The 26,827-nt window shown below is 40.3% G+C and carries 25 protein-coding genes, 1 tRNA gene and 1 pseudogene; 22 read left to right on the top strand and 5 right to left on the bottom strand.

Features of this window, described 5'->3' with window-relative positions:
* Positions 1 to 52 precede the first annotated feature (52 nt).
* The 16 genes and pseudogenes from rpsL to ACLNCS_RS05890 all read left to right on the top strand — a co-directional run bounded on the left by rpsL (position 53) and on the right by ACLNCS_RS05890 (position 16,313).
* Entirely contained in the window at positions 53 to 466 is a 414-nt protein-coding gene (gene rpsL / locus ACLNCS_RS05965) for a 30S ribosomal protein S12 (RefSeq protein ID WP_001142332.1), read from the top strand.
* A gap of 19 nt (positions 467 to 485) precedes the next feature.
* Positions 486 to 956: a 30S ribosomal protein S7 gene (gene rpsG / locus ACLNCS_RS05960; RefSeq protein ID WP_004250722.1), complete on the top strand. Its 471-nt coding sequence runs from the start codon at positions 486 to 488 to the stop codon at positions 954 to 956.
* A 277-nt stretch (positions 957 to 1,233) separates the two neighbouring features.
* Positions 1,234 to 3,315 (top strand): elongation factor G, encoded by a 2,082-nt coding sequence (fusA, locus tag ACLNCS_RS05955; protein ID WP_004250723.1) that lies wholly within the window; start codon positions 1,234 to 1,236, stop codon positions 3,313 to 3,315.
* Between the two features lie 113 nt (positions 3,316 to 3,428).
* Complete coding sequence (locus ACLNCS_RS05950) at positions 3,429 to 7,823, top strand: PolC-type DNA polymerase III (protein WP_424847768.1); 4,395 nt, start codon at positions 3,429 to 3,431, stop codon at positions 7,821 to 7,823.
* 22 nt (positions 7,824 to 7,845) lie between these two features.
* Positions 7,846 to 7,992, top strand: coding sequence for a hypothetical protein (locus tag ACLNCS_RS05945; RefSeq protein ID WP_223333906.1), 147 nt, complete (start codon positions 7,846 to 7,848; stop codon positions 7,990 to 7,992).
* Between the two features lie 20 nt (positions 7,993 to 8,012).
* Entirely contained in the window at positions 8,013 to 9,254 is a 1,242-nt protein-coding gene (locus ACLNCS_RS05940; RefSeq protein ID WP_424847766.1) for an aminopeptidase, read from the top strand.
* A 9-nt stretch (positions 9,255 to 9,263) separates the two neighbouring features.
* Entirely contained in the window at positions 9,264 to 9,494 is a 231-nt protein-coding gene (locus ACLNCS_RS05935) for a GlsB/YeaQ/YmgE family stress response membrane protein (protein ID WP_006149365.1), read from the top strand.
* A gap of 143 nt (positions 9,495 to 9,637) precedes the next feature.
* On the top strand, positions 9,638 to 10,546 hold the full coding sequence (locus ACLNCS_RS05930; RefSeq protein ID WP_424847763.1) for a LysR family transcriptional regulator: 909 nt from the start codon (positions 9,638 to 9,640) through the stop codon (positions 10,544 to 10,546).
* Between the two features lie 28 nt (positions 10,547 to 10,574).
* Positions 10,575 to 11,612: a tRNA preQ1(34) S-adenosylmethionine ribosyltransferase-isomerase QueA gene (queA, locus tag ACLNCS_RS05925; protein ID WP_254724850.1), complete on the top strand. Its 1,038-nt coding sequence runs from the start codon at positions 10,575 to 10,577 to the stop codon at positions 11,610 to 11,612.
* Between the two features lie 187 nt (positions 11,613 to 11,799).
* Positions 11,800 to 12,363: an ABC transporter substrate-binding protein gene (locus tag ACLNCS_RS05920; protein WP_424847761.1), complete on the top strand. Its 564-nt coding sequence runs from the start codon at positions 11,800 to 11,802 to the stop codon at positions 12,361 to 12,363.
* A 68-nt stretch (positions 12,364 to 12,431) separates the two neighbouring features.
* Entirely contained in the window at positions 12,432 to 12,992 is a 561-nt protein-coding gene (locus tag ACLNCS_RS05915) for a hypothetical protein (protein WP_424847759.1), read from the top strand.
* Positions 12,993 to 13,125: 133 nt separating this feature from the next.
* Positions 13,126 to 13,785 carry a hypothetical protein gene (locus ACLNCS_RS05910; RefSeq protein ID WP_424847757.1) on the top strand — a complete coding sequence of 220 codons (660 nt, stop codon included), beginning with the start codon at positions 13,126 to 13,128 and terminating at the stop codon, positions 13,783 to 13,785.
* Between the two features lie 48 nt (positions 13,786 to 13,833).
* Positions 13,834 to 13,929, top strand: a pseudogene (locus ACLNCS_RS05905) (beta-carotene 15,15'-monooxygenase); the annotation flags it as partial.
* 6 nt (positions 13,930 to 13,935) lie between these two features.
* On the top strand, positions 13,936 to 14,889 hold the full coding sequence (locus tag ACLNCS_RS05900; RefSeq protein ID WP_074324527.1) for a hypothetical protein: 954 nt from the start codon (positions 13,936 to 13,938) through the stop codon (positions 14,887 to 14,889).
* A gap of 57 nt (positions 14,890 to 14,946) precedes the next feature.
* A complete protein-coding gene (locus tag ACLNCS_RS05895; protein WP_424847755.1) occupies positions 14,947 to 15,480 on the top strand; it encodes a thiol-disulfide isomerase in 534 nt (177 codons plus the stop codon).
* Between the two features lie 164 nt (positions 15,481 to 15,644).
* On the top strand, positions 15,645 to 16,313 hold the full coding sequence (locus ACLNCS_RS05890; RefSeq protein WP_223338310.1) for a hypothetical protein: 669 nt from the start codon (positions 15,645 to 15,647) through the stop codon (positions 16,311 to 16,313).
* A gap of 59 nt (positions 16,314 to 16,372) precedes the next feature.
* On the opposite strand, the gene ACLNCS_RS05885 is transcribed toward ACLNCS_RS05890, so the two are convergent.
* Complete coding sequence (locus tag ACLNCS_RS05885; protein ID WP_373113815.1) at positions 16,373 to 16,906, bottom strand: hypothetical protein; 534 nt, start codon at positions 16,904 to 16,906, stop codon at positions 16,373 to 16,375.
* 220 nt (positions 16,907 to 17,126) lie between these two features.
* Here ACLNCS_RS05885 and ACLNCS_RS05880 point away from each other — a divergent pair, with 220 nt between their 5' ends.
* The 5 genes from ACLNCS_RS05880 (at position 17,127) to ACLNCS_RS05860 (ending at position 22,685) form a co-directional block, all read left to right on the top strand.
* Entirely contained in the window at positions 17,127 to 17,825 is a 699-nt protein-coding gene (locus ACLNCS_RS05880; RefSeq protein WP_142558723.1) for a hypothetical protein, read from the top strand.
* 76 nt (positions 17,826 to 17,901) lie between these two features.
* Positions 17,902 to 18,561, top strand: a complete 660-nt coding sequence (locus ACLNCS_RS05875) for a hypothetical protein (RefSeq protein ID WP_281137496.1) — start codon at positions 17,902 to 17,904, stop codon at positions 18,559 to 18,561.
* Between the two features lie 645 nt (positions 18,562 to 19,206).
* A complete protein-coding gene (locus tag ACLNCS_RS05870; protein WP_261274733.1) occupies positions 19,207 to 20,496 on the top strand; it encodes a DUF308 domain-containing protein in 1,290 nt (429 codons plus the stop codon).
* 9 nt (positions 20,497 to 20,505) lie between these two features.
* The gene (locus ACLNCS_RS05865; protein ID WP_004250750.1) at positions 20,506 to 21,594 is read left to right on the top strand and encodes an AI-2E family transporter; all 1,089 of its coding nucleotides are present in this window, start codon (positions 20,506 to 20,508) and stop codon (positions 21,592 to 21,594) included.
* Between the two features lie 746 nt (positions 21,595 to 22,340).
* Positions 22,341 to 22,685: a lipopolysaccharide assembly protein LapA domain-containing protein gene (locus tag ACLNCS_RS05860; protein ID WP_004250751.1), complete on the top strand. Its 345-nt coding sequence runs from the start codon at positions 22,341 to 22,343 to the stop codon at positions 22,683 to 22,685.
* A 701-nt stretch (positions 22,686 to 23,386) separates the two neighbouring features.
* Here ACLNCS_RS05860 and ACLNCS_RS05855 read toward each other — a convergent pair.
* From ACLNCS_RS05855 to ACLNCS_RS05840, 4 genes are all read right to left on the bottom strand, one after another.
* The gene (locus ACLNCS_RS05855; RefSeq protein ID WP_424847751.1) at positions 23,387 to 23,902 is read right to left on the bottom strand and encodes a DUF308 domain-containing protein; all 516 of its coding nucleotides are present in this window, start codon (positions 23,900 to 23,902) and stop codon (positions 23,387 to 23,389) included.
* Between the two features lie 218 nt (positions 23,903 to 24,120).
* On the bottom strand, positions 24,121 to 24,537 hold the full coding sequence (locus ACLNCS_RS05850) for a helix-turn-helix domain-containing protein (protein ID WP_260467130.1): 417 nt from the start codon (positions 24,535 to 24,537) through the stop codon (positions 24,121 to 24,123).
* A gap of 96 nt (positions 24,538 to 24,633) precedes the next feature.
* A tRNA-Lys gene (locus ACLNCS_RS05845) sits at positions 24,634 to 24,706 on the bottom strand.
* A gap of 262 nt (positions 24,707 to 24,968) precedes the next feature.
* Entirely contained in the window at positions 24,969 to 26,240 is a 1,272-nt protein-coding gene (locus ACLNCS_RS05840; RefSeq protein ID WP_371500416.1) for a replication-associated recombination protein A, read from the bottom strand.
* A gap of 115 nt (positions 26,241 to 26,355) precedes the next feature.
* On the opposite strand from ACLNCS_RS05840, the gene ACLNCS_RS05835 reads away from it, so the two are divergent.
* On the top strand, positions 26,356 to 26,826 hold the full coding sequence (locus tag ACLNCS_RS05835; RefSeq protein ID WP_424847749.1) for a DUF3013 family protein: 471 nt from the start codon (positions 26,356 to 26,358) through the stop codon (positions 26,824 to 26,826).
* Position 26,827: the final 1 nt, after the last annotated feature.

Genomic DNA, 26,827 nt, shown 5'->3' with positions numbered 1-26,827 from the left:
GCTGTCACCAAGTGTATCATCACCAAAAATAAAAAAACACAGGAGAATGTAGATGCCTACAATTAACCAATTGGTTCGCAAACCGCGTAAATCAAAAGTAGAAAAATCTAAATCACCAGCTTTGAACGTTGGTTACAACAGTCATAAAAAAGTTCAAACAAACGTTTCTTCACCACAAAAACGTGGTGTAGCAACTCGTGTTGGAACTATGACACCTAAAAAACCTAACTCTGCCCTTCGTAAATTTGCTCGTGTACGTTTGAGCAACCTTATCGAAGTTACTGCCTACATCCCAGGTATCGGACACAACTTGCAAGAGCACAGCGTGGTGCTTCTTCGCGGTGGACGTGTAAAAGACCTTCCAGGGGTACGTTACCATATCGTCCGTGGTGCACTTGATACTGCAGGTGTTAACGATCGTAAACAAGGCCGTTCTAAATACGGTACTAAACGTCCAAAAGCATAAGGAAAGGGGATAAAGAGAAATGAGTCGTAAAAATAGAGCTCCAAAACGTGAAGTATTGCCAGATCCGCTTTACAATTCACAATTAGTTACTCGTCTTATCAACCGCGTTATGCTTGATGGTAAACGTGGTACAGCTGCTTCAATCGTTTACGGTGCTTTTGAGCAAATCAAAGAAGCTACTGGTAACGATGCACTTGAAGTATTTGAAACAGCTATGGAAAACATCATGCCTGTACTTGAAGTACGTGCACGTCGTGTTGGTGGATCTAACTACCAAGTCCCAGTTGAAGTTCGTCCAGAACGTCGTACAACACTTGGACTTCGTTGGTTGGTAACAATTGCTCGCCTTCGTGGTGAACACACAATGCAAGACCGTCTTGCAAAAGAAATCTTAGATGCTGCTAACAACACTGGTGCAGCAGTTAAGAAACGTGAAGACACTCACCGTATGGCTGAAGCTAACCGTGCCTTCGCACACTTCCGTTGGTAATAAAATGATGCTAGGAATGGTAAGGATGCAAGGTGAAAATAGGAAACTGACGCAGTATTCGACGAATACAAGGAAGTTTATCTTTTTCACACAGCATCCCATTCCGGCTCAAATCGGCTAACTAACTTTAGCCCGAGTACAATTCAACTTCCCATCTCACAAGTTGAAACCAACTAAACAAGATAAACATTGAGAACGGGTGGGTCCTGCCTATCCGTTTTTATTGAAATCGTGTTATAATAGAATAGAAATAAAAAATATAGGAGAAACAAACCTCATGGCACGCGAATTTTCACTTGAAAAAACTCGTAATATCGGTATCATGGCTCACGTCGATGCTGGTAAAACAACTACAACTGAGCGTATTCTTTACTACACTGGTAAAATCCACAAAATCGGTGAAACTCACGAAGGTGCGTCTCAAATGGACTGGATGGAGCAAGAGCAAGAACGTGGTATCACTATCACATCTGCTGCAACAACAGCTCAATGGAACAACCACCGCGTAAACATCATCGACACACCAGGACACGTGGACTTCACAATCGAAGTACAACGTTCTCTTCGTGTATTGGACGGTGCGGTTACAGTTCTTGACTCACAATCAGGTGTTGAGCCTCAAACTGAAACAGTTTGGCGTCAAGCAACTGAGTACGGGGTTCCACGTATCGTATTTGCCAATAAAATGGACAAAATCGGTGCTGACTTCCTTTACTCAGTAAGCACACTTCACGATCGTCTTCAAGCAAATGCACACCCAATTCAATTGCCAATCGGTGCTGAAGATGACTTCCGTGGAATCATCGACTTGATCAAGATGAAAGCTGAAATCTATACTAACGACCTTGGTACAGATATCCTTGAAGAAGATATTCCAGCTGAATACCTTGACCAAGCTCAAGAATACCGTGAAAAATTGGTTGAAGCAGTTGCTGAAACTGATGAAGAATTGATGATGAAATATCTCGAAGGTGAAGAAATCACTAACGAGGAATTGAAAGCTGGTATCCGTAAAGCGACTATCAACGTTGAATTCTACCCAGTACTTTGTGGTTCTGCCTTCAAGAACAAGGGTGTTCAATTGATGCTTGATGCGGTTATCGACTACCTTCCAAGCCCACTTGATATCCCTGCGATCAAAGGTATCAACCCAGATACTGAAGAAGAAGAAACTCGACCAGCATCTGATGAAGAGCCATTTGCAGCTCTTGCCTTCAAGATCATGACTGACCCATTCGTAGGTCGTTTGACATTCTTCCGTGTTTACTCAGGTGTTCTTCAATCAGGTTCTTACGTATTGAATACTTCTAAAGGTAAACGTGAACGTATCGGACGTATCCTTCAAATGCACGCTAACAGCCGTCAAGAAATCGACACTGTTTACTCAGGTGATATCGCTGCTGCCGTTGGTTTGAAAGACACTACAACTGGTGACTCATTGACAGATGAAAAAGCTAAAATCATCCTTGAGTCAATCAACGTTCCAGAACCAGTTATCCAATTGATGGTTGAGCCTAAATCTAAAGCAGACCAAGACAAGATGGGTATCGCCCTTCAAAAATTGGCTGAAGAAGATCCAACATTCCGCGTTGAAACTAACGTTGAAACTGGTGAAACAGTTATCTCTGGTATGGGTGAGCTTCACCTTGACGTCCTTGTTGACCGTATGCGTCGTGAGTTCAAAGTTGAAGCGAACGTAGGTGCTCCTCAAGTATCTTACCGTGAAACATTCCGCGCTTCTACTCAAGCACGTGGATTCTTCAAACGTCAGTCTGGTGGTAAAGGTCAATTCGGTGATGTATGGATTGAATTTACTCCAAACGAAGAAGGTAAAGGATTCGAATTCGAAAACGCAATCGTCGGTGGTGTGGTTCCTCGTGAATTTATCCCAGCGGTTGAAAAAGGTTTGGTAGAATCTATGGCTAACGGTGTTCTTGCTGGTTACCCAATGGTTGACGTTAAAGCTAAGCTTTACGATGGTTCATACCACGATGTCGACTCATCTGAAACTGCCTTCAAGATCGCTGCATCTCTTGCACTTAAAGAAGCTGCTAAGACTGCACAACCAGCTATCCTTGAGCCAATGATGCTTGTAACAATCACTGTTCCAGAAGAAAACCTTGGTGATGTTATGGGTCACGTAACTGCTCGTCGTGGACGTGTAGATGGTATGGAAGCACACGGTAACAGCCAAATCGTTCGTGCTTACGTTCCACTTGCTGAAATGTTTGGTTACGCAACAGTTCTTCGTTCTGCATCACAAGGACGTGGTACATTCATGATGGTATTCGACCACTATGAAGATGTACCTAAGTCAGTACAAGAAGAAATCATTAAGAAAAACAAAGGTGAAGAATAATTCACCGTCACTTTAAAAGAAGTCACTTTGTGGCTTCTTTTTCTGTTTGGTAGAAATAGCTAAAATTGCCTCAAATATGGTAAAATAGAAGGAGTATATTGTGAGGAAAATGGATGTCAACCACTTTTGAAATTTTAATGAATCAGTTGGGTATCCCTGCTGAGATAAGAAATTATGAGGCCTTCTCCCGGGCTGAAATTGAACAAGTTATTGTACACAAACAAAGTAACATTTGGGAGTTTCGTTTTGTATTTGAGAATATCCTCCCCTTTGAACTCTTTTTAGCATTGAAGAAGGGATTGAAAGAAGAATTTTCAAAAACGGGAAATCAAGCGACTTTCGAGATTAAAACGAAAGATCAAGATTTTTCAAGAGAGCTTTTACAGGCCTACTATCGGGAGGCTTTTTCAGATGGGCCTTGTTCTAGCCAAGGATTTCGGACCATGTATCAGGATTTTCAGGTTCGATTTGAAAATGATCAATTGATTATTGAGGCCTCTGAAGCAGCAGATACAGAGCATTTCAGAAAAAACCATTTGCCAAATCTTAGCAAACAACTTGAGCTCTTTGGTTTTCCTAAATTAACCTTCCGATTGGAAAAAAATGAGGACCTGACCAAGGAAGAACAAGAAGCCTTCTATACAGAGAATCAAATGATTGTTCAGGCTGCCAATGATGAGACCCTTCGAGCTATGGAACAGTTAGAACAGATGGCACCGCCTCCTCCAGTTGAGGACAAGCCTGTCTTTGATTTCCAAGCCAAGAAGGCAGCTGCTAAGCCTAAACTCGACAAAGCAGAGGTAACTCCAATGATTGAGGTCAATACCGAAGAAAATCGACTGGTTTTTGAAGGGGTTGTCTTTGATGTAGAGCATAAAGTGACTAGAACAGGTCGTGTCTTGATTAACTTCAAGATGACGGACTATACGTCTAGTTTCTCCATGCAAAAATGGGTCAAAAATGAAGAGGAAGCTCAGAAGTTTGATATCATCAAGAAAAATTCATGGCTCCGTGTTCGTGGAAATGTCGAGGTCAATAATTTCACACGAGATTTGACCATGAATGTGCAAGATGTGCAGGAAGTTGTTCACTATGAACGTAAGGACTTGATGCCAGAAGGTGAGCGTCGCGTTGAGTTTCATGCCCATACCAACATGTCGACCATGGATGCTCTGCCTGAGGTCGAAGAAATCGTTGGAACAGCAGCCAAATGGGGCCACAAAGCAGTGGCAATCACAGACCATGGCAATGTTCAATCCTTCCCCCACGGCTATAAGGCTGCTAAGAAAGCTGGTATTCAGCTCATTTATGGAATGGAAGCCAATATCGTAGAAGACCGTGTTCCTATCGTCTACAACGAAGTGGAGATGGATCTTTCTGAAGCTACCTATGTAGTCTTTGACGTGGAAACGACTGGTCTATCTGCTATCTATAATGATTTGATTCAGGTGGCAGCTTCCAAGATGTATAAGGGCAATATCATTGCTGAGTTTGATGAATTTATCAATCCTGGGCACCCCTTATCAGCCTTTACTACGGAATTGACAGGGATTACTGATGATCATGTAAAAAACGCTAAACCCTTGATTCAAGTTTTGAAAGAATTCCAAAAATTCTGTAAAGATACCGTTCTTGTAGCCCATAATGCAAGCTTTGACGTTGGTTTTATGAATGCCAACTATGAGCGTCACGGTCTTCCAAAAATTACTCAACCTGTCATCGATACGCTAGAGTTCGCTAGAAATCTCTATCCTGAGTACAAACGCCATGGTTTGGGTCCCTTAACCAAACGTTTTGGCGTAGCTCTAGAACACCACCATATGGCCAACTATGATGCGGAAGCAACTGGTCGTCTGCTCTTTATCTTTATCAAAGAAGTAGCAGAAAAACACGGTGTGACGGACTTAGCACGATTAAACCTTGATTTAATCAGTCCGAATTCTTATAAAAAAGCTCGAGTCAAGCATGCGACCATCTATGTGAAAAATCAAGTGGGCTTGAAAAATATCTTTAAGCTGGTTTCCCTTTCTAATACCCAGTATTTTGAAGGAGTTCCACGGATTCCACGTACGGTACTAGATGCCCATCGAGAAGGTTTGATCTTAGGTTCAGCCTGTACGGAAGGGGAAGTCTTTGATGCAGTCGTATCACAAGGTGTAGATGCGGCAGTCGAAGTAGCCAAATACTATGATTTTATCGAGGTGATGCCTCCGGCTATCTATGCACCTCTGATTGCCAAAGAGCAGGTCAAGGATATGGAGGAGCTCCACACTATTATCAAGAGTTTGATAGAGGTCGGAGACCGTCTCGGTAAGCCCGTTCTTGCGACAGGAAATGTCCACTATATCGAACCTGAAGATGAAATTTATCGAGAAATCATCGTCCGTAGTCTAGGTCAGGGAGCCATGATTAACCGAACGATCGGTCATGGAGAAGCTGCCCAACCAGCTCCGCTACCAAAGGCACACTTTAGAACAACTAATGAAATGTTGGATGAATTTGCCTTTTTAGGGGAAGACTTGGCTCGCAAGATTGTCATTGAAAATACCAACGCCATGGCAGAAATCTTTGAGCCTGTTGAGGTTGTAAAGGGTGATTTATACACGCCTTTCATTGACAAGGCTGAAGAAACAGTCGCCGAGTTGACCTATAAAAAAGCTTTTGAAATCTATGGAAATCCACTCCCAGATATCGTTGATTTACGGATTGAAAAGGAATTGACTTCTATCCTGGGGAATGGGTTCGCCGTGATTTATCTGGCTTCGCAAATGCTAGTGCACCGTTCAAACGAACGAGGCTACTTGGTTGGTTCACGTGGGTCTGTTGGATCCAGTTTCGTTGCGACCATGATTGGAATTACCGAGGTTAATCCGCTTTCTCCTCACTATGTCTGTGGTCAGTGTCAGTACAGTGAATTTATCACGGATGGTTCCTACGGTTCAGGCTTTGATATGCCAGATAAAGACTGTCCAAACTGTGGCCACAAGCTCAGCAAGAATGGACAGGACATTCCTTTCGAGACCTTCCTTGGTTTTGATGGGGATAAGGTACCTGATATCGATTTGAACTTCTCAGGTGAAGACCAGCCGAGCGCCCACTTGGATGTTCGTGATATCTTTGGGGAAGAATATGCCTTCCGTGCAGGAACGGTTGGTACGGTGGCTGCTAAGACAGCCTATGGATTTGTCAAGGGTTACGAGCGTGACTATGGCAAATTCTACCGAGAAGCTGAAGTAGAACGCCTAGCCCAAGGAGCTGCTGGTGTCAAACGGACGACCGGTCAGCACCCAGGAGGAATCGTTGTTATCCCTAATTATATGGATGTCTATGACTTTACTCCAGTACAGTATCCTGCAGATGATGTAACGGCTGAATGGCAGACCACTCACTTTAACTTCCACGATATCGATGAGAACGTCCTCAAGCTCGATGTCCTTGGACATGATGATCCGACTATGATTCGCAAGCTCCAGGACTTGTCAGGCATTGATCCAAATGATATTCCTATGGATGATCCTGATGTCATGGCTCTCTTTTCGGGAACCGATATTCTGGGAGTGACGCCTGAACAAATTGGGACTTCGACTGGTATGCTTGGTATTCCAGAGTTTGGAACTAACTTTGTTCGAGGCATGGTGGATGAAACCCATCCGACGACCTTTGCAGAGTTACTTCAGCTTTCTGGGCTGTCTCACGGTACCGATGTATGGTTGGGAAATGCCCAGGATTTGATTAAGACTGGAATTGCAGACCTTTCAACCGTTATCGGATGTCGGGATGACATCATGGTTTACCTCATGCACGCAGGTTTAGATCCTAAGATGGCCTTTACCATCATGGAACGAGTGCGTAAGGGCTTGTGGCTTAAAATCTCAGAAGAAGAGCGCAACGGTTATATCGAAGCCATGAAGGCCAATAATGTGCCTGAGTGGTATATCGAATCTTGTGGGAAAATCAAGTACATGTTCCCTAAAGCCCATGCGGCAGCCTACGTTATGATGGCCCTTCGTGTAGCCTACTTCAAGGTTCACCATCCGATTTATTATTACTGTGCTTACTTCTCCATCCGTGCTAAGGCCTTTGATATTAAGACCATGGGGGCAGGTTTGGATGCCATTAAACGTAAGATACAAGAAATTGCTGAAAAGCGTAAGAACAATGAAGCTTCCAACGTAGAAATTGACCTCTACACAACACTTGAAATCGTCAATGAGATGTGGGAACGTGGCTTTAAGTTCGGCAAATTGGACCTCTATCGCAGTGATGCGACTGAATTCATCATCGATGGAGATACCCTCATCCCACCGTTTGTCGCTATGGATGGGCTAGGCGAGAACGTTGCCAAGCAACTGGTTCGTGCCCGTCAAGAGGGAGAATTCCTCTCTAAAACAGAACTCCGCAAGCGTGGTGGACTCTCATCAACCTTGGTTGAAAAGATGGATGAAATGGGCATTCTCGGCAATATGCCAGAGGATAATCAGTTGAGTTTGTTTGATGATTTGTTTTAAGAGGTAGAACGGAGGACATTTCATGAAACTAAGAATTTTTGCGGAAGACAAGCCAGCTGAAAAAGTCTTTGAGTACCAATTGGAACTTGCTGATCAGACAATCCTTCTATCGACAGCACTCTTGTCAGGTACTATTGCACTAGCAGGGCTACTTTCTGCTTTGAAATAAAAATAGAAAAGAGAAACAAGATGGTTTTACCAAATTTTAAAGAAAATCTAGAAAAATACGCTAAGCTTTTGGTTGCAAACGGAGTGAACGTGCAACCTGGTCATACCTTGGCTCTCTCTATCGATGTGGAGCAACGTGAGTTGGCTCACTTAATCGTCAAAGAAGCCTATGCACTTGGAGCGCACGAAGTTATCGTTCAATGGGCAGATGACTTTGTGAACCGTGAGAAATTCCTTCACGCGCCGATGGAGCGTTTGGACAATGTACCAGAATACAAGATTGCTGAGATGAACTACCTTCTTGAAAACAAAGCAAGTCGTCTCGGTGTTCGTTCTTCTGACCCAGGTGCCTTGAACGGAGTGGATGCTGAAAAGCTCTCAGCTTCTGCTAAAGCTATGGGAATTGCTATGAAGCCAATGCGTATCACAACTCAATCTAACAAGGTTAGCTGGACTGTAGCAGCTGCTGCTGGACTTGAGTGGGCTAAGAAGGTCTTTCCAAATGCTGCAAGCGACGAAGAAGCAGTGGACCTCCTTTGGGACCAAATCTTCAAGACTTGCCGTATCTACGAAGAAGATCCAGTTAAGGCTTGGGAAGAACATGCTGCTATCCTCAAGAGCAAGGCGGAAATGCTCAATAAAGAGCAATTCTCAGCCCTTCACTACACTGCTCCTGGAACTGATTTGACACTTGGCTTGCCGAAGAACCACGTTTGGGAATCTGCCGGAGCGATCAATGCTCAAGGCGAAGGTTTCTTGCCAAATATGCCAACAGAAGAAGTCTTTACAGCTCCTGATTTCCGTCGTGCAGATGGTTATGTAACGTCTACAAAACCTCTTAGCTACAATGGAAATATCATCGAAGGCATCAAGGTGACCTTTGAAAATGGTCAAATCGTTGATATCACAGCTGAAAAGGGTGATCAAGTAATGAAGGACCTCGTCTTTAAGAATGCTGGTGCGCGTGCCTTGGGTGAATGTGCCTTGGTACCAGATCCAAGCCCAATTTCTCAGTCAGGCATTACCTTCTTTAACACCCTTTTTGACGAAAATGCTTCTAACCACTTGGCTATTGGTGCAGCCTATGCAACGAGCGTTGTCGGTGGAGCTGAGATGAGCGAAGAAGAGCTGGAAGCTGCAGGACTTAATCGTTCAGATGTTCACGTTGACTTTATGATTGGTTCGAACCAAATGGATATCGATGGTATCCGTGAGGATGGAACACGTGTACCACTCTTCCGCAATGGAGATTGGGCAATTTAAGGAGAAACTATGATTGGAAGTATGTTTGTTGGTCTTTTGATCGGATTATTAGCAGGAGCTATCACCAATCGTGGAGAACGGATGGGATGCTTCGGGAAAATGTTTCTGGGTTGGATTGGTGCTTTCCTGGGTCAAATGCTTTTTGGAACTTGGGGGCCTATCTTAGCTGATACGGCTATTATCCCATCAGTTTTAGGAGCCATGATTTTATTAGCCATCTTTTGGAGAAAAGACAGCTAGTTTTAACTTGCTAGAACAGAAAAAGAGGTTGGAAATTATCCAACCTCTTTTTTATGAGCTGTAAAAAAAGACTGTTATGCGGCTAGCTTGGCTTTCAGTGACTGTTCCTTTTTATATTGCGTCAAGTATGGTACAATAAAAACATGAGAATTCAACAATTACACTATATTATCAAAATTGTAGAGACTGGTTCGATGAATGAGGCTGCCAAGCAACTTTTTATTACACAACCGAGTCTATCAAATGCAGTTCGTGACCTAGAAAATGAGATGGGAATTGAGATTTTTATCCGAAATCCTAAGGGAATTACCCTCACACGCGATGGGATGGAGTTTTTATCCTATGCCCGTCAGGTTGTCGAGCAAACGCAACTTCTAGAAGAACGTTATAAGAATCCAATCGCTCATCGCGAGCTTTTTAGTGTGTCTTCGCAACACTATGCTTTTGTAGTTAATGCCTTTGTTTCCTTGCTCAAGAAAAGCGATATGGAAAAGTACGAGCTTTTTTTGCGTGAGACGAGAACTTGGGAGATTATCGACGACGTCAAGAACTTCCGAAGTGAAGTGGGGGTCCTCTTTTTAAATAGCTATAACCGGGACGTTCTTTCGAAGATGTTGGATGACAACCATCTCGTTGCCCACCCTCTCTTTACAGCCCAACCCCATATCTTTGTCAGCAAGACCAACCCTCTTGCTAAAAGAGACAAGGTGCAGTTGGCAGATCTAGAAGACTTCCCATATTTGAGCTATGACCAAGGTACCCATAATTCTTTCTATTTCTCAGAGGAGATTTTGTCTCAGGAACACCACAAGAAATCCATCGTTGTTAGTGACCGTGCTACCTTGTTCAATCTCTTGATTGGTTTGGACGGCTATACCATCGCGACTGGTATCCTTAATAGTAACCTCAATGGAGACAATATCGTTTCGATTCCACTTGATATTGATGATCCCATTGAACTGGTTTATATCCAGCATGAGAAAACTAGCTTGTCTAAGATGGGTGAACGCTTCATCGAGTATCTACTTGAAGAAGTTCGCTTTGATAAGTAATTTGCATAAATGAGAAGAGAAAAGAAGAATGACGACATTAAATACAAATGATTTTGACTTTCACTTGCCTGAGGAGTTGATTGCACAAACACCTTTGGAAAAGCGCGATGCCTCTAAACTCTTGATGGTCAATCGCCAGACTGGAGAATTTCAAGATCGCCACTTTCACTCTATTATCGAAATGCTAGAGCCAGGTGATGCCCTGGTTATGAATGATACCCGTGTATTGCCAGCTCGACTTCATGGTCAAAAAGAAGAAACAGGGGGCCATGTTGAACTCTTGCTTTTGAAAAATACAGCTGGAGATGAGTGGGAAGTCTTGGCTAAACCAGCTAAACGTCTCAAGGTCGGCACCCGTGTTATTTTTGGTGATGGTCGACTTAGCGCGGTTGTGACCGAGGAATTAACCCATGGCGGCCGTATTGTCCGTTTTGAATATGAGGGGATTTTCTTAGAGGTACTTGAAAGTCTTGGAGAAATGCCTTTGCCTCCTTATATTCACGAAAAATTGGCTGACCGTGAACGTTACCAGACAGTCTATGCCAAGGAGAGTGGATCAGCAGCAGCCCCAACTGCAGGGCTACATTTTACCAAAGAATTACTAGAGGAAATTCAGCAAAAAGGAGTTCATCTAGTCTACTTAACCTTGCACGTTGGACTTGGGACCTTTAGACCTGTTTCAGTAGATAATTTGGATGAGCACGAGATGCACTCAGAGTTTTACCAATTGTCTGAGGAAGCTGCAGCGACCTTGCGTCAGGTCAAAGAAAATGGTGGCCGTGTCATTGCTGTGGGGACAACCTCTATCCGTACGCTAGAGACTATCGGAAGCAAGTTTGACGGCCAAATCCAGGCCGATTCTGGCTGGACTAATATCTTTATCAAGCCAGGCTATGACTGGAAGGTGGTGGATGCTTTTTCTACTAATTTCCATTTGCCGAAGTCTACCTTGGTCATGCTTGTCTCAGCTTTTGCAGGCCGTGAATTGGTCCTCAAAGCCTACCAGCATGCTATCGATGAAAAATACCGTTTCTTTAGCTTTGGCGATGCCATGTTTATCTACTAAAAAAACGAGCAAATCAAAACTAGAAATAAAAGGGCTAATTCCTACTTGGATTAGCCTTTTTTCGATATATGATAGCTATTGAATTAAAAGCAAATAAATGATACACTGAAGACTACGATACAGCCGTCAAATATATGCAAAATCTGACGAGCTACTTTTATCTGTATCTATTTCAAAGGAGATTTTTATGAAAAACAAAACATTGCGCTATACGAGCCTATCAGTCCTGACCTTGTTGGCTGCCTTGACCTTGGCTGCCTGTGGTGGAAAGACTAACAAGAACACTTCAGCTTCAAACCAAAAAGAAACAACAAGCAAGGTGACTACAGAGTCCGCAAGTAAAACTGAAGTAAGCCAAAAAGAGGAGCAGAAGTCAGAAACAAATAGTGCGACAGAAGCTACAACCACTCAAGCGGAACAAACGGAAGATAAGCAAAAATCATTAGAGGCTTACGCTAAATTTGTAGGAACTTGGGAAAACTACGCGGGAACAACTGCAACAGTCACAGCAGATGGAATTGTAACAATCCAAAGCGCAAATGGAACCTTTAAATACGAGATGGGTCAAGTAGTGGAAAAAGATGGCTACTACTCAACAGGTATTCATCTTGTCGGTGGTGGACAAGGTGCACGACTGATCTTTACCCCAGCCGGAGTCCAAAACGAAGTGACAGGTACAGACGGTAGCCAAGATGTCTTGTCTATCGGTCAATCTGTAAGTGACAAAGATAACCAATTTTACCGTAACTAAGAAGATCAATCAGAAGTAAGGGTGGTGAAATGTCCTTGCGTTCTAACCAATTTTAAAAGGAGTATAAAATGAGTACGGCTTTTGTTATTTTCTTTATCATCTTTATGTTACTAATCTTTGTTTTTGTAGCAGGGATTGTTTATTGGGCTATTAACTACGCTAATAAAAACAACAAAGAATACCAAGCATTTGCAACTGCTCACGGCTATCAATTTGACCAAGCTCAAGGTAGAGACAACTATAGAGATTACTCAGGCAGAACGATATCTAATACGCTCACTATAACTCCTACACAAAGTCCATATGTAGAAAAATATGCTAATTTCAGCCATTATCCTTTTGGGTGTGGTCATGAGAGGAAAGTTGCCTATGTCATCTCTGGTAACTACAATGGGGAACAATTCCGGGCCTTCACTTATCATTTTAGAGGCAATACAATCGAGGGTACAGGAGCAGGTGGTGTTTTTAATGTTGTCATGATTGAATGCCCAAATACACCAAAAGGTCAGCTTTCAGAGCAAGTTTTCTACGAAAATGGCTTTCTTTGTGAATACCAACATGGAAATTTAAATGTGGAAACCATTCATGATCGAGTGAACCAACTAGGAAATATTGTTCAAGGTTTATAATTCTTTCATTTTTTATCTCTCTTTGGGAAAAAATCTATCAATTGTGTCATAAAATTGGAGGATTAAATGAAGAAAAAATCCCTTTTTCAGGCAAGTTTTAAGAAAATCAGTCGTTTAGAGGGGAAATAAAAGCATGTTTTTTAGGAAAGTGATTTATATAGGGGAGAGCCAAGGTCAGGCTATTTATGTCCATGTCGATGAGCCACGAAATCCTCTAGCAGCTCCTAAAAGTAAATTTTTAGATACTGAGGCATCCCGTGGAAATCGAAAACACATTGTCTGGTTGATTTGTGGCCTTTTAGGATTCAGTAGCATCATGCAGCTTTTCCCGGCAACACGCTTTTTTACGGGTGTCTATAGCTATGGAACTCTGATTTATTTTCTGCTAATTTGGTTGCTGGAAGACATTTTACTATTGGTGATCGTGGAGCGAGCACTCTACAAAAATGTTGCCTTAGCGCAACCTACCAGCAAGGAAAACTTCAGAAGAGCCGTCGATAGCAATCTCTTTTGGAATAATTTTTCAGATAAGAAGGTTACCCTTGGCAAGAAGCTAATTGCTTGGGTTTTCACAGTCTTTATGGCTGTCATGGGCTTAGCTGGTCCGATTTCTATCTTCTCCATGCTCGTTTTAAAGATGATGGGAACACCAATCGGCAGTGAGCTATTCCCTTTAAGCCTGATGGGGATTTTGCCGGCTGTCGCAGCTCTATTGCTGTGGCAAAATAATATGATTCGATGGCTGAAGGCAGTTGAACGGTACAGAAATAGTAGAGTTAAGAAGGAAATATAACAAAGGAAATAGAAAGAGGTAAAGATGTTTTTTTTAGGACGTCGTCTGGAATACAAAGAATATCTGGGAATTAGCGACCGCGAATGGTACAGCAAACGCTATTATAAGAAGTTGAACAAAAGCAGTCAACTAGAAGAGGAGTAGTGGGATATGAACCGTCAGTCAGAAGCATTAAATAAGGAATATTTTCAAGCGCTGGGTTCCACGCGAGCTTCTGTTAGAATGTTGAGTTTGGCCTGGGCTGGTTTGTTTGTATTGAGCATCGACCTGACTCATGTATACTTTTTTATCAAGGAGCAGTTCACAGTAGATCCCTTTTCTAATGTCCCTTTTCTTTTTCTATGTCTCCTTCTATTGCTCATGCTGGGCTGTCAGATTATGTCATTCAGCAAGACATTCATCTATAAACATCAACTCTTTAGTACTGCGATGCTCTTTGTACTAATCAATGGGATTCATCTTTCATTGGTTTTAATGGATTATATCCTCACTATTTTAACGAATGAGGTTCTAAAAAATTCGCTGATCTACTCGCTGATTTATTGGTTAAGTTCCATTGGTTTATTCATGGGGTTAATTGTTTATAATGCCAGTTGGTTAAAAAAGCAACTAAGAAAAGGATTTTCAGAAAAACGAACAACTGCTAACTATATAGCCTTTTCAAGTGTTTACAGTAAACCATCCCTTTGGATTATTCTAGGAGTTACTTTGCTAGGCGGGGGATTGGCTAGTTTATCCGGGTATTATGTGCAAACATTTGGGATTGTGAGCAATATAGTGTTTATTTCAGCTTTTTCAAGATTAATCGTCGAAGTTGGTTATCTACTTTATCTAAGAAGTAAGGATAAGACCTATTGGGAAGAAGTACCTAAGGAAACCAAGAGTCAGTCCTTTTTGAAAACCATAGACCTTAAAAAGGCCAAGCACCGCTTAACTACAGAAGTTGTCTTATTTTTGACTCTTGCAGTAAGTTTGAAGATACTTAAGATAAATGTTGAAAATAGCCCGATTTGGCTTATATGGACAATAAGAACTTTTGGTTATTCAATTCTTTTGGATACCACTATTAGTTTTATTTATTATCAGATTAAAAAGAAGAGATAGAGAGAAAGAAGAATCAGAAAGCCTTCTTTGACTATTTAGAAAGAGGTGGTAAGAATAATGTTAGATAAAATGAAACAGTTTAAGTGGTTGATAATAGTATCTTTTATCTTATTAGTCATTTCTTTTTATCTCACTAATAAAAATTTTCAAGAATCTAGTACTCTAAAAACAGCTTTTGAAAAACAGGATAGAATTGAAGCTCTTCATTATTTAATGAGGTCGGAAAAGTACGCATCTCAAATACGTGAAGCGGGGTACATCATTCCATCTGATGGTGCTATTCGTCTAGATGGAGTTATTTATCCGCTTGAAATAGAAGGAGAAGTACATTTGAAAATCAGCCCTCCTCAGAAAGATGCAAAAGATTTTCAGTTATTTTTTATTACACAAGTTAATGAAAAACAAACATATGTAGCTTTCGTGTTAGATAAAGACCTTAATTTAATTTATTCTAACTATTCTCAGGATAACGACAGTGGAAAAAGAGAAGGAGTCTCTATCTCGCAATCCGAAGAAGATCGTCTGTTGAAAATTGTTCGAGGAGAGATTGATGGCTTCATGGAAAATATGTATCGGATCTTATATGCTTAAGTATAGATATAGGTACTGCTAAAAGTAAGCTCTTAAATACAGATGTTGCGCGTGGAAATCGAAAACACATTGTCTGGTTGATCCGATGGCTGAAGGCAGTGGAACGGTACAGAAATAGTCGAGTTAAGAAGTAAATATAACAAAGGAAATAGAAAGAGGTTAGAATGTTTTTTCTTAGACGGCGTCGAGTATTTATTGGCGAATGTGATGGTCAGGCGGTCTATTATGACCAAAAGACGAGAGAGGCTTTAGCTGCTCCCAAGAGTGTCCTACTCAATACTGAAGGGGCTCGGAAGACCAACGCCTACATTCCTGAATTGGTGATTTTCTTCATGGCCGGTGGAACGGGTGGCTTTGGCTTCCTTGCGGCTATGAGTATCGGGGTCTATAACTGGACCAGTTTGACCTTTATCCTATTATTTTGGTTGGCTGAGTTTTTGTTTATGGTTGCTTTACTCGAACGAGCTCTATATAAAAATGTACGCAAGGCCCAGCCGACGACAGAAAAGATTTTTCATTATGCAGCTTCTCATAACCTGATGGTGGGGGAAGATAACTTTGATCCAGCTAAGTTGTCTACTAAAATCTTCCGAATTGTTCGTTTTCTAATAGTTGCCACTAATATCTATTTGCTATATATTTTTTATAATTACACTCAAAAGTTTGGTCAGGAGATTGAACTTGGTTATGAATTCTGGGTAGCTGGATTAGTAATCTTTGCACTCGTGTTAGTGTACAACCAAAACAATCCAGTTCGCTTTGTGAAGATTATGAGATTATATAGCCAAGGAAAAGTGCGATTTAAGAAAGAACAGGATGAAAGCGGAACGTAGCATATGCTAAATCGCTAACAACACAAAAAGCCCTACAACAGGGCTTTTTTTATTGCTTTCTAATATAAGAAATCAATTCCGTAGTTTTCTTTTAGATAGGTCGCCAACTCGGCTTTTTCTTCCTCTCTAAATCGACAGAGGCTAAGGGCGAGCCGCAATATTAGAACACTTGTATCGATGATGACGTTTGACTTAGAAATATCTTCTAGCTGGGTCACCTCTCTCAGATCGAAGTCTAAATAGCAAGCCTTGCTGTTGACATGGTCGGGGTCACTGACATCCACTTCGACATACGATGCTCGCAACAATTCTTCTTTGGGGATGAAAATTTCCTTGGAAAAGAAGAGCCCGGGATAGACATAAATACCTTCAAAGGTGAATTCAAAGGAGAGTCTACGACTAGTCAGTCTTTTGATGCCTGCAATCGTTGAATAGATAGCAGCGAAAAAGAGGATGGTTGGAACCACAGTGAGAAGACTAAGCTGGGAAAAGTCGATCAATCCATGCGCAAGGAAAAAGAAAAATTGAAAGAATACACCCGCCGCAAAGACTAGATAACCGACACCGACAAATTTTGAATAATAGATTTTCATAGAAACCTCCAGATATAGAATTGAACTCGCCACCGCTTTTTCAGTAGAAGTAGTATAGGTCGTGGAGAGTAAAATTTCTAGGTATTCCCATCATATCCTATGGAGCGAAGTTCTGTCAACCTTTTAGTAATCTGCAACCTTAGCTATCCTATGGCCTAGCATATAGTTTGTGGTATACTAGTGTTAAAATATCATTCAGACCAGATAAGTAGGTGTATTTATGTCAAAAGCTTCAAAGAAAAAGAAAGTAGTAATTGAAGAACGTTACCATGGCCCTTTGATTACAAATGGGGTTAGTTTAGGCTATATCAAGCTTCTACCTTGGATTACACTAGGAGTCTCTTTTATAGGATTTTTTGGGACGACCTATATCGATCGTATTGGCATATATAAAATCTTGTTCATTATTTGCATGTTTATTAGTGGTGTAGCAATCCCACTCTCATTCTTCGATCGTTTTATTGTGAGATTTAAGAGTTTTATCTATCTTTTTGTTTCTATACTTGTTTTGATTTTAAACGTTGACATGACATTTATTGGCTTGCTTATGCTAGTTGGTAATGACGGAATCTATTCAGTCTGGGCACTTATTTACAATCTTGTAGCTCTCTGTATCCTGCTTTTTTCTACTGGTCTCTACTCCTGGTATTATCTTCCTAAAAATCAGGGGAAAATCTGGACTTTCAACAGATGGGAGACTTATGGTGGCGATGACAATGACAAGAAGCACGAACGATCGTTCAACTTTGGTGTTGCTTCTGTTGCTGTCGTGTTAGCGCCAGTCATTCTTACTGGTTACATTGAGAATATCTTTGGTGTGTTCTTAGGCATCTTGATGAACCTCTTTTTACCAGCTCTCATAGTGGATGGAGTTCAGGCGGCGCGTTATGTACGCAAACACCCAGAATATGAAGAGTAGGATTCTCGTCTATAGATTTATTCCTAATGGTTAGGAGACTTTGAGAATTTGTTTTCATAAATAGAAAGAGGTCAATATGTTTTTTCTCGGACGCCGTCGTGTCTTTATCGGCGAATGTGATGGACAGGCTGTTTATTATGACCAAAAGACAGGAGAGGCTCTAGCTGCTCCAAAGAGTAGGTTGCTCAATACTGAAAAAGCTGGTGACACGAATGCCTTTATTCCTCAATTGGTAATTCTCTTACTAGCAGGTGGGCCTGCAATTTCGGGCTTCTTTTCCCTCAAGTTTATTGGTGTCTATAACTGGTTTAGTCTAGCTTGTATTTTTCTATTTTGGTTGATGCAGTTTTTCTCGCTGGTTGCTTTACTTGAACGAGCACTCTATAAAAATGTTCGCAGAGCACAGCCGACGACAGAGAAAGCCTTTTACTATGCCGCATCTCATAATTTGTTTGTGAAAAACCAGTTTGATCCTAGACAACTGTCTGCTTTACCTTTTCGATTTGCTCGCTTTGTAGTAAATATAGTGTCTATCTATTACTTTTTGTATTTCTTGATTCTTCCTCTAAAATTTGGCCAACCGATTGGTGATGAAGGCTATGGTTTGTGGTTTGCTGGCTTGTTATTCTTTTCAGTATTTCTTTTGTATAACCAAAACAATCCAGTTCGCTTTGTGAAGATTATGAGATTATACAGCCAAGGAAAAGTACGATTTAAGGAAGAAGTGGAACATTGAGAAACTATCTTGGGATTCTGCTAAATATCTAGAGAAAATCTTTTAGAAAAACAAAAAAGCCTTGTAAATCAAGGCTTTTTCCTGTTGTTTAGATGCCCCCTGCAGGCTCTTTGAAAGAAACTTAGAAAAATCTAAAATGAAATTATTTCAAAATGGGGTAAAAGCAAAATTTCCCTCCCTACTTTCTCAATTATTCCTAATTTTAGTTCCAAAAAGCTTCAATTCATAATCTAATTATAATATGGGTAATGGGTACTATCTTATTACATTCAGATTTTTGTTCTCTTCAAAGAGTTATGTAGGCTTTATGGTTTTAAATAGGTAAAAAGTTGAACTATAGTGAGTATTGTGTCATAATAGATAGTATATAAATCATTAATAGAATAGAAATAATATTTTCTTACCTTTACAAGTAGTATTGGTTAGACATTTTTTCGTCTCAATTGTACTTATCTCTCAAGTTTAGCTAGTTTTTATAAGCTCTGTTTTCGAATCAATAAAACAAATTTCAGAAGTGCAAAAGACAAGATGGTGACATTGCTACAGTCAGTCGCCATGTCTTGCTGGCACAGGCTGTTTGTGCCGTCAGCTATTTACCAGTCAATTTGATCAAAGGGCTTAATTATTATTTTTGAAAGGTCTTTTATGGAAAAAATTCTTTCTTTAGGTCTGACAGGTAAGAAATTACTTGTTCAGGGTTTCTTGTTTGTTCTGCTAGGTCTTATCTTGATGGTCACGGGAACTTGGTTGCCAGTGACGGTTATTCGACTGGTTCTGTTTTTAGCTTGGATAGCAACGGTCTTAGATTTAGTATTACGTATTTTCAAAAAAAGTCAGTCAACGGACACCTTGGGAGTTGCACTGGTTAAATTGTTAGTGATGGGATATTTGCTAGGCTCGAATCTTGCTACTGATGTGCCAATTTATATTTTGGCTCTTGTGATTGGAATTTCTCAGATTTTTCATGCTAGTATCAACCTTGTCACCTATGTTCTCTACCGCAAAAACAAAATTCGACCTCGTTTTCGTTTCTTACTAGATGGTCTCGTACTAGTTTTTCTTGGTGGGACTAGTCTTTTGTCCTCTACAGGAAATTCTGTCTTTCAACTCTTTGTATTAGGGGCTTATTTTTTCCTTTATGGTGTGTCCAATATCCGTGACGGTTTCTTATTTGAAAAGGAAATTGGGAAAAACCATCTCAAACGTCGTGTCAGAATGAGCTTACCTATTGCCCTAGCCGCTCTCATCCCTGCAAGTACTTTAGCAAAAATCAATAAATTCATGCAGGAAAATGCTGATGAGGAAGAGGAAATCTATCTTGGAATGGTGAAGTTTGGTAAGACAGCAGATCTTGAAATTTTCGTTCATACAGCGGAGACTTCTCTATTTTCAGCTATTGGTCATGTGGACCTTTGTTATCAAGGACGTGTGATTTCTTATGGAAACTATGATCCGTCATCTGAGACCTTATTTGGTATGGTTGGAGATGGTGTTTTATATTTTTGCGACCGTGATAAGTACATTGACTTATGTAAACGGGAGAGTCAAAAAACGCTATTTGGTTACGGAATAGATTTGACACCGGAAATGGAAGAAGCGGTTCAGGAAAAATTAGCTGAATTAAAACAACTAACGATTCCTTGGGAGCCAAGCGCAGATAAAATTAAAACGGAAGATGGTAAGGAAGACTACACCTACGCTTATAAAATCAGACATGAGACGGATGGGGAACTTTATAAATTTATCAAATCTAAGTTTAAATCCTACTTTGTCTTATCTACAAACTGTGTGCTCTTGGCTGATACCATAGTCGGTCAGGCTGGCACCGATATCCTCTCACCCAAAGGATTTATCGCTCCAGGAACTTACCAAGCCTACCTTAATCGAGAGTTTGAAAAACCAAATAGTATAGTCGTATCTAAACATGTTTATTAAGGAGAATTTATGAACTTAGTAAAAAAATACACCCCGTTAATACTTTTTATAGGGCTGGTTGCTCTTGTAATTCTGAATGCATCGAGCTTTATATCAGGAGCAATCTCTCTCTTTGATGTAATATCAACCTTGATTTATGGTGCTGTTATTGCTTTTGTGCTCAATGTTCCCATGAAAAAAATTGAACAGTACTTAGTTAAATTGAAGGTAAAGGCAGAGTTGCGTCGTCCGATTGCCATGGTACTTGTTTTCCTAGCTCTTATCTTAATCGTGATTGCTCTTTTGGTTTTGGTGCTGCCAACCCTAGCCCAGACTATTAGTCAGCTGGGAACAGTCCTTTCAACAGTCCTTACTCAACTTGGGAAATTGCTAGGCAGCTCGGAATTTGTAACCAAAGACATGTTGTCAACTATCGTATCAGGAATTCAGGGACAGTCTAGCTCTATTAGCCAAGCTTTGATAGGTTTTTTATCAGGTCTGACTAGTAATATCGGCAATATTTTTTCAAGTTTGATGAATGCCTTTTTGATTATAGTCTTCACCTTTTTATTTTTATCCAGTAAGGAACATTTGGCAGCGATGACGAGTCGACTTCTAAAAGTTTTTCTTCCAGAGAAGGTGGTGATAAAGTTGACTTACATTGGACAAGTAGCACTAGAGACTTATGACCAATTTTTGATGAGTCAGCTGATTGAAGCAGTTATCATAGGAGTTATGATAGCGGTTGGTTACAGCGTGTTTGGGATACCCTATGGAGTAATGACAGGTATCTTTGCAGGAGTGCTATCGTTCATTCCTTATGTAGGGCCTATGATTGCTTGTGTTGTGGGAGCGATTTTTATCTTCACAGTGAGTCCTACTCAAGCCTTACTTTCTCTTCTTCTATATCAAGTTATACAGCTGATTGAAGGAAACCTTATTTATCCTAGAGTTGTAGGTCAGTCTATTGGTTTGCCAGCCCTTTTCACGCTTGCGGCTGCTAGTATTGGAGGCAATCTCTTTGGCTTACTTGGGATGATATTCTTTACACCCATATTTGCTGTTATCTATCGATTGGTTAAAGAATTTGTCGTTGCAAAGGAAAATCAGGTAGATTGAGAAAGACTGAATTTAATAAGATATACTAAGAAGAGAGTGAAAGATTCTCTTCTCTTTTATTTCTAAATGACTTGCTCTTGTTCTGTTGCGAAAATTTATGAATTCATAATAGCCCATTTTAATCTCTATGCGGATTGGCCATGTAATATGGGCACAAATTAGTATAGTTTAGTTAATTATAGACTAGCTCTGTACTGTAAAAAACAGTTGGTCTTATCAAATATTGCTAGCAATTGATTGAGAATAAATGATAAGTTTGATAAGGTTGGAAAACCTTTATAATGATTTGCTACAAAAAGTTATTTGACATCAAAAAAGCCTTGAAATCAAGGCTTTTTCCTGTTGTTTAGATGCCCCCTGCATGAATTTGTAAGAACTTTTCATATTGAAAATAAACAAAAGTGTTGAAATATAGCTGATTTTAGGGAAATACTTTTAGGTGTTTTCAATGTCAGGATTTAAAAATGGGGCAAAAGTGGGGCAAAAACGAATGACTCACATTTGGTTTGAAAACCTATAATACCTAATGATTATGCCATACTAGATATATAGTGTTGTTATAAATAAATGTCAGTGCGAGTTCAAATCGGGATACTGTCAATAATTATGTGTAAATACTCAAGTAGAGTTACGGAGTGTTAATCAAATAATTATTGACAGTATCGAATTTTTCTGGTAGAATGGCTTCGGTTAATGTCTAAATGTTGTGTAGTTTTCTATCAACATAGTCAGGAGGAAAGGAACTTATGCTAAAAAAATTTAATGAATTGTCACTGAAAGATAAGGCTTATCTAATTGGCGGTTTGATCTTATTAGTCATTGTGATCTGCTTTGGTCTGCTCAATCGTCAAACAGTAACTGTCAGTCTTGTCTTTACACAACTATCTGCTTCCTTGATTTTGGTGATTTTTACTTGTCTAGTAATCGGAATCATTGCTGGTAGTGTTATTGGTATTAGCTATCACCATAGCAAGACTCAAGATCTGAGAAGCCGCATTGCTGAAGCAGAAGCGACTATCAATATAAAAGACAAGGAGCTTGTCCAGTACGAGGAACAGGTGCAACAATTAAAACAGGAAGCCAAACAATAAGTGTAGAAATCAAAAAGTTCCAGAGTCAGGTGAGACTTTGGAACTTTTTTGGGATAAGAGTGTCCCGTCTTAACAGAGCAGGTGTTTATTAGCAAGGATGAAGTCGATAAACCGTTGGCTGGCTAAGGGAAGAATACTCCTATCTGTAAAAGCAATAGAAAAAGGTCGGCAAATAGGTGGTTTGGTACTGCGTTGGACAATATTATAATTGACTTTCCGACTCAGAAAGATGCAAAAGATTTTCAGTTATTTTTCATTACACAAGTTAATGAAAAATAAACATATGTGGCTTTCGTGTTAGATAAAGACCTTATTTTAATTTATTCTAACTATTCTCAGGATAACGACATGAATTTGTAAGAACTTTTCATATTGAAAATAAACAAAAATGTTGAAATATAGCTGATTTTAGGGAAATACTTTTAGGTATTTTCAATGTCAGGATTTAAAAATGGGGCAAAAGTGGGGCAAAAACGAATGACTCGTATTTTGTTTGAAAACCTATAATACCTAATGATTATGCTATTCTAGATATATAGTTTTGTTATAAATAAATGTCAGTGCGAGATCAAATTGGAGAATAAAATGGAAAAACAAATTTCTACGCAGAATGGAATGCGAAAAAGTGATAATTAAAGAGACAAAAAAGCTGAGAATATGATTTCCCAGCTTTTTTGAATGCGATAGAAATAGCAACTAGACTATTTACGAAAGGCCTCAATAATGTAGGTGAAGCCAGTAACTAAAACTGAAAAGGCAATGACATAAACGACAAAGACACCTGTAGCCACTGGATTGAACAGAATCACTAGACCTAGTAAAAATTCAAGCAAGGCTACCCACGTGATATTGCTACCAATAATAGGGAAAATCAATCTTAGACGATTGCCTTTAAAGAAAGCAATAATGGCTTCTACAATTAACCAAATTCCTACAATGGTCGGAATGACGACCGGCAGGGTCACAAAGCCATAAGCAACGAGGTAAAGAGCTAAGAGAAGACTAACAAATCCTTGGAAAAGATAAACAGGTGAGCGAAGCTCTTTTGGTGCAGAGAAATGGCCTAAAATAGCTGCTATAGAAGAAACCAGTAAACCAAATGAAATCCACCAGCTGTAAGCAACAAGATTAGCTACTGGGTTTGTAAATAGGAAAAGTCCTAAAAGGACAAAAACAACTCCTGCAAGGAATAGCAGTAAACGATTAGAAAATTTCATTTCAATACCCCCTATATAGTATAGTTTTCTAATAAAACTATTGTACTTATTTTTATAGAAAATGTCAATAAAATAAATAAACAATTTGGAAGTTTCAGTCTGACTTACAAAAAGAAAAGGAGTTTTCACTCCTTTTCACAGATTGAAGACAAAGTCCTTATAAAAGTGTCTTCTAAAGATTTTAACTTCAATCTGAAGCGAGGTTATCCTCGCTTTTTCTATTTATCAAACAATTCCTTATTTTCAATTAAGAGTTCTAGTGGAGATTTATCCCTTGCTTCAATAAAACCAGGTTCATATTGGTTATGAAGTGTTCTTTTCTGAGAAGTTGGATCAATATACAACTCATCTCCATCTTCTGTGTATAGTTGGTTGCCTCTTGTTAAGTAAAGTAAATCCTCTAAGTACTGTCCATCAGTATGTAGGAAATGCTCGATGTATTTGACAGCTTTTAAGATTTCACTTACTTTATCAGAGTATTCATTAGATTCAAGAACACTCTTTTCTAACTCAATCTCTTTACTCGTTCCAAAGAGTTGGGTTGGAGTTGCATTAAAATATTCCGCTATCTTATCCAAATTTGCAAAGGTAGGATAGCTTTTTTGTTTTTCATAATCAGAGATGTCTGGAAAGATTGCTCATAAAAAAAATGTGGGGCAAATGATGGGGCAAATCAGTTATAGACAAGCAAAAAAGCCTTATAAATCAAGGCTTTTTCCTGTTGATTTAGATGCCCCCTACAGGGCTCGAACCTGTGACCCATAGATTAAGAGTCTACTGCTCTACCAACTGAGCTAAGGAGGCAAATAAAAAGCTGTATTGGTGCCGAAACTTCACGGTTTGTATTGAACCCGCGCAATTAAGCAGGTGGGCAACTCGCTCTAACTGAAGCTGTTTCCGTGTGAGACGGCCTACATGCTGTTAGAAGACTTTTGTTTCCCTAATAATACAAAAAATAGTCGGTCAACACTTAAATGTGAAGTCGTACACCACAGCGTTTCTATGATTATATGATACCACTTTTTCAAAAAAAATCAAGGGAAAATTAAAAATTTTGAAAAGGATTTCATAAGTTTCGTAATTTATCAATGGTTTCCTTGCGTTGAGCCAGGGCACGTTCGTATTTTCCACTATCTTCTGGTGAGAAGTAGCTATGGTTGCGAATTTTTTCTGGCAAGTACTCTTGTTTGACCCAGTGACCTGGGTAGTTATGTGGATAGAGGTAGTTTTGGGCATTGCCTAATTCCTTGCTACCACTATAGTGGCCATCTCGCAGGTGACGTGGGATTGGTAGGTGACCTGAGGTTTTAAGGTCAGACAGAGCCTTGTCCATAGCTACATAGGCTGAGTTGGATTTTGGAGAAAGGGCCAAATCAATCACAACATTGGCAATGAGGATGCGGGCTTCGGGGAAACCGATCCTCTGTGCTGCATCCAGAGCAGTCACGGTATGAATCTGGGCTTCGGGATTGGCCAAACCGATATCTTCATAAGCAATCACAGTCAAACGACGAGCTAGGCTAGGAAGGTCACCGGCCTCTATCAAGCGAGCAGCATAGTGGAGACTAGCGTCCACATCTGATCCGCGAATAGACTTTTGAAGGGCAGATAGAACATCATAGTGCCCGTCTCCATCCTTGTCCATAGTAATGTAACTCCGTTGCAGACTATTTTCCATGATGTCAAGCGTGATATGACGTATACCTTTGTCATTAGCTGGAGTGGAGAGAACTGCCAAATCCAGCGAGTTAAAGGCAGAACGGAGATCACCGTTGGTAGATGTTGCGATAAAATCAAGGGCATCATCATCTAACTCAACAGGGAAATCAAAGCCTCGTTCAGGGTCAGTCAGGGCGATTTGAATGGCCTCTTTGACATCTTGGTTAGACAAGGGTTCCAACTCAAAAATCTGAACACGGCTACGAATGGCTGGCGTGACAGAAAAGAAAGGATTTTCAGTTGTCGCCCCGATCATGATGACTAGACCGCTTTCTAAGAGAGGAAGGAGGAAGTCTTGTTTAGTCTTGTCAAGGCGATGAATCTCGTCTAGTAGCAGTACAAGGGCACCTGAGAATTTAGCTTCCTCAGCGATTTCTTGGAGACGTTTTTTACTATCAACAGTGGCATTGAAGGTCCGAAAAGCATACTTGGTCGTTCCAGCGATGGCTGAGGCAATACTGGTCTTACCAATTCCTGGAGGTCCGTAGAGTATCATAGAGGATAGGCGATTGGCTTCCACCATACGGCGGATGATTTTACCTGGGCCAACCAGATGCTCCTGACCGATGACCTGGTCGATGGTTTTGGGGCGCATACGAAGCGCGAGATTGTCTGGCATAGCAGTCCTTTCTAACATAGATTTTCTGATACTAATGTGGTAATATGGTAGTATCTATTTTAGCATATTTCCGAGTATTCGGGGCGATTTAAGAGTCGTATAGAAAGAGGACAAAATGGCAACATACGGATTTTTAGATGTTTTACAAGAAGAGTTGGATAAGAACTTTCCTTTTGATTATGAGATTAGTTGGGACAAGCGTAATCATGCGGTTGAAGTGAGTTTTCTGCTAGAGGCGCAAAATCCTGCAGGAGTGGAGATGCTAGATGAGGATGGAGAGGTGTCATCAGACGATATCCTCTTTGAAGAAGCGGTGCTTTTTTATAACCCTGCCAAGTCAACAGTTAATGCAGAAGAGTATCTCACAGCCATCCCTTATCTGCCGAAGAAAGGTTTTTCTCGTGAATTTTTAGCTTATTTTGCACTATTCCTCAAAGATACTGCAGAGGTTGGACTAGATGCCCTCATGGACTTTTTGGAAGACCCAGAAGCAGAAGAATTTGTCATGGAATGGAACCAAGAAGTCTTTGAAGAAGGAAAAGTTGGCTTGGAAGAAGGAGAATTTTATCCTTATCCGAGATATTAGG

Origin of the sequence: Streptococcus sp. CL9.43, from assembly GCF_049737935.1 — a bacterium.
GTDB lineage: Bacteria > Bacillota > Bacilli > Lactobacillales > Streptococcaceae > Streptococcus > Streptococcus infantis_I.
The sequence above is the reverse complement of the archived record's forward strand: the minus strand, read 5'-3'. Positions and strand labels throughout refer to the sequence as shown.

Coding starts and splice junctions, on each gene's coding strand:
- ACLNCS_RS05930 (WP_424847763.1), top strand. CDS start 9,638: ATGAGAATTCAACAATTACACTATATTATCAAAATTGTAGAGACTGGT.
- ACLNCS_RS05915 (WP_424847759.1), top strand. CDS start 12,432: ATGAGTACGGCTTTTGTTATTTTCTTTATCATCTTTATGTTACTAATC.
- rpsL (WP_001142332.1), top strand. CDS start 53: ATGCCTACAATTAACCAATTGGTTCGCAAACCGCGTAAATCAAAAGTA.
- ACLNCS_RS05855 (WP_424847751.1), bottom strand. CDS start 23,902: ATGAAATTTTCTAATCGTTTACTGCTATTCCTTGCAGGAGTTGTTTTT.
- ACLNCS_RS05885 (WP_373113815.1), bottom strand. CDS start 16,906: ATGAAAATCTATTATTCAAAATTTGTCGGTGTCGGTTATCTAGTCTTT.
- ACLNCS_RS05900 (WP_074324527.1), top strand. CDS start 13,936: ATGAACCGTCAGTCAGAAGCATTAAATAAGGAATATTTTCAAGCGCTG.
- ACLNCS_RS05840 (WP_371500416.1), bottom strand. CDS start 26,240: ATGCCAGACAATCTCGCGCTTCGTATGCGCCCCAAAACCATCGACCAG.
- ACLNCS_RS05910 (WP_424847757.1), top strand. CDS start 13,126: ATGTTTTTTAGGAAAGTGATTTATATAGGGGAGAGCCAAGGTCAGGCT.
- queA (WP_254724850.1), top strand. CDS start 10,575: ATGACGACATTAAATACAAATGATTTTGACTTTCACTTGCCTGAGGAG.
- fusA (WP_004250723.1), top strand. CDS start 1,234: ATGGCACGCGAATTTTCACTTGAAAAAACTCGTAATATCGGTATCATG.
- ACLNCS_RS05860 (WP_004250751.1), top strand. CDS start 22,341: ATGCTAAAAAAATTTAATGAATTGTCACTGAAAGATAAGGCTTATCTA.
- ACLNCS_RS05940 (WP_424847766.1), top strand. CDS start 8,013: ATGGTTTTACCAAATTTTAAAGAAAATCTAGAAAAATACGCTAAGCTT.
- ACLNCS_RS05870 (WP_261274733.1), top strand. CDS start 19,207: ATGGAAAAAATTCTTTCTTTAGGTCTGACAGGTAAGAAATTACTTGTT.
- rpsG (WP_004250722.1), top strand. CDS start 486: ATGAGTCGTAAAAATAGAGCTCCAAAACGTGAAGTATTGCCAGATCCG.
- ACLNCS_RS05835 (WP_424847749.1), top strand. CDS start 26,356: ATGGCAACATACGGATTTTTAGATGTTTTACAAGAAGAGTTGGATAAG.
- ACLNCS_RS05945 (WP_223333906.1), top strand. CDS start 7,846: ATGAAACTAAGAATTTTTGCGGAAGACAAGCCAGCTGAAAAAGTCTTT.
- ACLNCS_RS05935 (WP_006149365.1), top strand. CDS start 9,264: ATGATTGGAAGTATGTTTGTTGGTCTTTTGATCGGATTATTAGCAGGA.
- ACLNCS_RS05890 (WP_223338310.1), top strand. CDS start 15,645: ATGTTTTTTCTTAGACGGCGTCGAGTATTTATTGGCGAATGTGATGGT.
- ACLNCS_RS05895 (WP_424847755.1), top strand. CDS start 14,947: ATGTTAGATAAAATGAAACAGTTTAAGTGGTTGATAATAGTATCTTTT.
- ACLNCS_RS05875 (WP_281137496.1), top strand. CDS start 17,902: ATGTTTTTTCTCGGACGCCGTCGTGTCTTTATCGGCGAATGTGATGGA.
- ACLNCS_RS05880 (WP_142558723.1), top strand. CDS start 17,127: ATGTCAAAAGCTTCAAAGAAAAAGAAAGTAGTAATTGAAGAACGTTAC.
- ACLNCS_RS05865 (WP_004250750.1), top strand. CDS start 20,506: ATGAACTTAGTAAAAAAATACACCCCGTTAATACTTTTTATAGGGCTG.
- ACLNCS_RS05950 (WP_424847768.1), top strand. CDS start 3,429: ATGTCAACCACTTTTGAAATTTTAATGAATCAGTTGGGTATCCCTGCT.
- ACLNCS_RS05920 (WP_424847761.1), top strand. CDS start 11,800: ATGAAAAACAAAACATTGCGCTATACGAGCCTATCAGTCCTGACCTTG.